Annotated in this window: 5 protein-coding genes; 2 read left to right on the top strand and 3 right to left on the bottom strand. The window is 56.2% G+C overall.

Annotated features, from left to right (window positions below; all coding sequences use genetic code 11):
- The 3 genes from AKU94_RS11325 to AKU94_RS19745 form a co-directional block, all read right to left on the bottom strand.
- Positions 1–258: site-specific integrase (locus AKU94_RS11325; protein ID WP_198144796.1), on the bottom strand; the 258-nt coding region annotated here is incomplete at its 3' end.
- Between the two features lie 251 nt (positions 259–509).
- On the bottom strand, positions 510–1,694 hold the full coding sequence (locus AKU94_RS11320) for a hypothetical protein (RefSeq protein WP_157056524.1): 1,185 nt from the start codon (positions 1,692–1,694) through the stop codon (positions 510–512).
- Positions 1,695–1,956: 262 nt separating this feature from the next.
- On the bottom strand, positions 1,957–2,496 hold the full coding sequence (locus AKU94_RS19745; RefSeq protein ID WP_157056523.1) for a hypothetical protein: 540 nt from the start codon (positions 2,494–2,496) through the stop codon (positions 1,957–1,959).
- 726 nt (positions 2,497–3,222) lie between these two features.
- Here AKU94_RS19745 and AKU94_RS11310 point away from each other — a divergent pair.
- Both AKU94_RS11310 and AKU94_RS11305 read left to right on the top strand, forming a co-directional pair.
- On the top strand, positions 3,223–3,513 hold the full coding sequence (locus AKU94_RS11310) for a helix-turn-helix domain-containing protein (RefSeq protein WP_050527385.1): 291 nt from the start codon (positions 3,223–3,225) through the stop codon (positions 3,511–3,513).
- Positions 3,510–4,817, top strand: coding sequence for a HipA domain-containing protein (locus tag AKU94_RS11305; RefSeq protein ID WP_050527384.1), 1,308 nt, complete (start codon positions 3,510–3,512; stop codon positions 4,815–4,817). The genes AKU94_RS11310 and AKU94_RS11305 overlap by 4 nt, the downstream gene beginning before the upstream one ends.
- The last annotated feature ends 115 nt before the right edge of the window (positions 4,818–4,932 follow it).

Raw genomic sequence — 4,932 nt, 5'->3', positions numbered from 1 at the left:
CCCGCAGGTCATGCCGAAAAAGAACCGCAGCGCCACAATGCGCGTGTTGAAGGTCGAGGGCGTGATCCCTGTATCTGTCATGTGGAGCTGATATGCGCGCAGGTCCTCCGGCGTCGCGGTGTCGGGTGATCGCCCCAGAAAGGACGCGAAGTCCTTGATCGCCCGGATGTGGGACTTTTGCGCCTTGTCGCCCATCCCACGGATGCGCATGTCTTCGATCATCCGCTGGCGCAGCGGGGTTACTTTCTCCTCTGTCATGGGAACCTCCTGTCTGATGATTGAGAAGGCCTCAATCATCAGACAGGTCGGTCGCTTCGCAAAACGCCAAGCGTTGCAGGCGGCTCACTACATCAGCCAAATGCGCCAATGCCGCGAAGCGGCTTCGTCCATGGGCCGTCCTTGTCGATGGCCCCCTACCTGATCGGACGGGATGTTGCGCTGCTTCCGAGGTCGTCAGTGAGCCCTTTTTGGCCAATATTGCAATGTGTACGAATGCCCGCCTAGGGACGCTACCGTGATGACCTTTTCTGCCGCTCTTTAAAATAATTGACTGGCCATTCTGTCGGTGTGAAAATCTCGTGGAAGTCTGTTTCAACGTTACTTGCTATACGTGCAAGCAATCCAATTAGGCGATGCGCATTTTCGCGGTTCTCGCGCAACAAGTTCCCCTCTACTGCATCTTCATCGCCGCTTCGTTCGACGTACCTACGGTCGATGACGCCTGCATTGTGCTCAAAAACGTGCCTGCGCTCCATCATGAGCCGAATAAATCGAGCATCTTTGTCCACAATCCCCTTAAGAGGATCCAAGTCGAAAGAGTTTTTCAATCGTTTAAAGGTTTCAGACTCAATGTCGTGGAAGACTAACCTAGAAAGCGCTTCTTTCCGTGCGGCTTTCATTGGAATGCGGCGCACCAGTTGATTGGCGAAGTCACGGCATGCCGCATCGAACGCCGAAACGCTTTGGCCTGTTGCGGCCTCCGGTTGCGATCGTCCGTCATTAAGGGACTGTCTGATTTCCTCAAACCTAACCGCGAGCATCTGGACGTTATTCCGCCATCCACAGGCGGCGCAGTAGCCATAGAGTCCCCTGATATCATTAAACTCGCTACAATGTTCGCATTTGTATCGCGTCTGCTGTGTCTGTGACGCATAGTAGAAGTCTGGCTTTGGTTCATCTGCGGCCTGCTTTACGAGGCTTTCCATGTCGATTTCTACTTGCCGCTCAGTCCCCTTTTCATCGGGAGCGGCAAGTTCCTCCTCCAACCTCTCAGCAAGGTGTGCAAGGAACATCCTTTGTGCTGGTGTGAGAAATTGAAATGCGGCTGTTCTCAAGCCGCAGTATGGGCAGGTCTGGGGATAAATCGCCGCGTGATTTCCATTGCGGAAGTAACCATCGCATTGCGGGCATTGATGTCCCCAGCAGCCCAGTGAGTCAGACCCAAGGATTGCCGGAACACATCCCTCCGGCGTCGGTGGACCAGACGGTCGGCCCATTCCCCCAATACTGAAATCAGAAACTGGGATTCCGTGGGGCAGCAGGATATAGACACCAACCGCAGTCATTGGTCCGGGACGGCGGGCAACAATCCCAAAAGCAGCGCTCTTTCTTCCTTCGTCATCGCACGCAATATTGATGGTAGTATTGGCACCACAATGCGCGACCTCTTTGAAATCTTGTTCGTAGTAAGCCAATCTTTTCCCATTTCATTCACTGAGTCTGCTGTTGCTGCTTGGGATATTAGCTTGCCCGCAACGCTTGGGCCATCGGTGACTTGATTGCTTTAGGGGGCTGGGAGATGTCGTTGAGAGTTCTGATCGCAACGGCAGCAAAGTCCCGCAGACTATAAATTCGCTGTCGGCTCGACTTTGCGCCTGCAGCGAACGACTGGTTCGACGGGCCGCACCGCAGCATCTGACGCCTCAAGTGGACGGCGGCTTTGGGCCGAACGTGATGTCAAAGCGATACGCTCCTCGTTGGATCCGGAAGGTTGAGCCCATACTCAGCCCTCCACCATTCGCGGTTCTCATGGTTGTCCTTCATCCTGCTTCCCAGCGTCATTGAGGGAGAGTTTGAAATCATGCCGATTGCGTGCGGGATTTTAGAAAGCCAACTGAAGGTAACCTGCAGTTCGTCCCAAGTGACGCTGCGTCTTTTACCGTTGAGTTCCCAAGTCAGACTTGCGGCCCCATCACCATGCGTGGCTGAAAGGCCAACTAACCCGTGACAGACGCCGTTCCGAACATCGAGCGGATGCTGAAGTTGGGCACGAAGCGTTGAGGCAAGCATCTTGCGCAGCAGTGATGGATCTTTTCCACTTACGACAGCTGTCTCCCAAGCGCTCAGAGCCGCTGCAATGCCATGTGCAGACTTTGGAAGCTGCCCATCATTAGCACGGGCGACTTCGGCTCGCGCTGATTGTTCGATTGCAGACCACAGCAGTAAGAGAGATCCAAGCGATCCGCTAATCTGCTCGAAGGACACATCTTTCACCATGCACCGCAGCTTCCAAAAAGTTATTCCATGCACAGTGCCGAACTGTGTCGTAATAGTAATTAACCCGCAAGGAGTTATGGCCCGTTCGACTAAACCGCATTGCGGGATGCGGCAGGGTCCAACCGACATTTATGGGCCGTTTGCGATCATGATCCTGCGGAGAATAAAGGCTGTTTACATCAACGCCACATCAACCCGCGAATGCAAGTTTCGCGCTGTGTTTGCAGCCGAATGCGGGCGAATGTCGGCGAACGCGGGGTCGCAAAATTCGTGAAATCAAAGGCTTGTTGGCTAAGTGACTGATTTGATTAAGCTGTGGAAAACATTGAAGCATAGGCTCATAACCTGAAGGTCGTAGGTTCAAATCCTACCCCCGCAACCAAAATAATCAAAATAAAACAAACGCTTACCCTGTGGTATCTTTATACCGCAGGGTGTTTTGCGTTTTACATCAACGCCACATCAACACCTCGCCTAAAAAACGGCATTGGCACGCATTCGCTTGCAGTCTGCGGCATTCGACGACATTGGGCAGCATTCGCGGGGTTTGGCGCGCCCGCGATCATCCGAGCGGATTACCGAGGCAAAGTCAGAAAAGATTATCCAATAAGGTAAACCGTGCCCGCGCCTAGCCCGTTCTAACACTGCTTTACCGATAACGATAAGACATCTTGAGCCATCCCACAGTTTGGTCTATCCTTACCGAAAAGGGTAAGGAACCTCGCCATGTCAATCGAAAACGACCAGCAGCTTCTTGCCGATATCGGAGGACGCATCAGGGCGATCCGTACTGAGCAGAGCCTCAACCTCGACCAGCTCGCGCGCCTCACCGGGATCAGTGCTCCGGCATTGTCCCTGATCGAGACGGGGAAGCGTGACGCCAGGCTGACGACGCTTGCCAAGATTGCGGCGGCGTTGCGTGTGCCTCTTTCGACCCTGCTGGATGATGCGTTGCCCGGCGCGGACGCCAGGACGAAAGACGCGTCGCAGGGCTACGACCTTGGGGAGTACCAGTGACAGCTTCGGTCCCGATCCGGTTTGATGCGCTTCAAGTGGGACATGTAGATGTTGCCGCTGATGGCATGCTGTCTTTGCGCTACGACGAACGATGGCTGCAGACCGCAGGGGCGTTTACCCTCTCGGTCACCATGCCCTTGCGCGCTGAGGCCTATCCGTCCGAGGTCATCTCGCCCTGGCTTGCCAACCTTCTCCCCGAGGAAGAACAGCTTCAGGTTCTGACGCGCTCTCTGGGGCTGGATCAGGCTGATGTTCTGGCCGTGCTGAAAGAGATTGGCGGGGACACTGCGGGGGCTCTGTCCTTCGGGGAGCCTGCGGATCCCAGCCGCTGGGCCTATACGCCGCTGACGCAGTTCTACGGCACCGATGATGCGCCCGAAGCACTGGAGCGCCATTTCGCAGATCTTGGCCGCAGACCATTTCTGGTCGGCGAGGAAGGGGTGCGCCAGTCGCTCGCGGGTGGCCAGAAGAAGTCGGCTTTGGCCGTTCTGGGCCCTGACGGCGTGCCTGTGCTGGGCTTGCCTGGCCCGAATGACGTGCTCGCTATTCCCCTCAACGGTGCCCCGTCCACACTGATCGTCAAACCGGACAATCCCAATCTGCCCGGCATCACCGAGAACGAAGTCTGGTGTCTGCGGATAGCGCAGGCCGTCGGCATCGAGGCTGCACAAGCAACGATCCTCAAGGCATCTGGCCGCACGGCAATTGGCGTGTTGCGCTATGATCGCAGGCTCGGGCGGAACGGTCAGATCCTGCGGGTTCATCAAGAGGATTTCGCACAGGCCAATGGTTTTCCTCCGGGGCGGAAATATGAGCGAGGCACATTGCGCGGGCTGGACCTCAAGACGCTGCTGGAGACAGGGCGGCACGTCAGCGCAAATGATGCCCTCGCCCTGCTTGATCAGGTCATCTTCAACATCCTGGTCGCCAACACCGATGCCCATGCCAAGAATTATTCGCTGATCCTGCCGGTCGCAGCCGCGCCGCGCCTTGCCCCGCTTTACGATGTATCCTCTGTCTTGCCTTGGCCGCATGTTGTCCAGAGTTACGCGCAGAGCATCGCCGGCAAGAAGCGCACTCCGGACATGATTGCGGGGCGGCATTGGGAGAAGGTGGCGCGCGACATTGGCTATCGCCCGACCGATGTCCGCAACCGGGTCCAAGAACTTGTCGACAAGCTGGTCGGATGCAGGGTGAAGGTAACAGCCGAGGTGGCCGCACTTCAGGGTTCGACAGATGGCTATGTCACGCAAACTGCGGAAGCTGTCGAAGGGAATGCGCTGCGCATGGCGGGGAGGCTGTAGATGGCGGGCAAGGTGACACACAAATGGGCGTTCAAACCGGGAATGCGCGCGGGCGCATATAGCTGGAAGTCGTCAGCCAAGGCCATTGACCGGCTGAAATTGGCCAGCTCCGAGA

The organism is Pseudorhodobacter aquimaris (assembly GCF_001202025.1).
Taxonomy (GTDB): Bacteria; Pseudomonadota; Alphaproteobacteria; order Rhodobacterales; family Rhodobacteraceae; genus Pseudorhodobacter; species Pseudorhodobacter aquimaris.
Note: the sequence above shows the minus strand (reverse complement) of the source record. Positions and strands in the feature narration are given on the sequence as shown.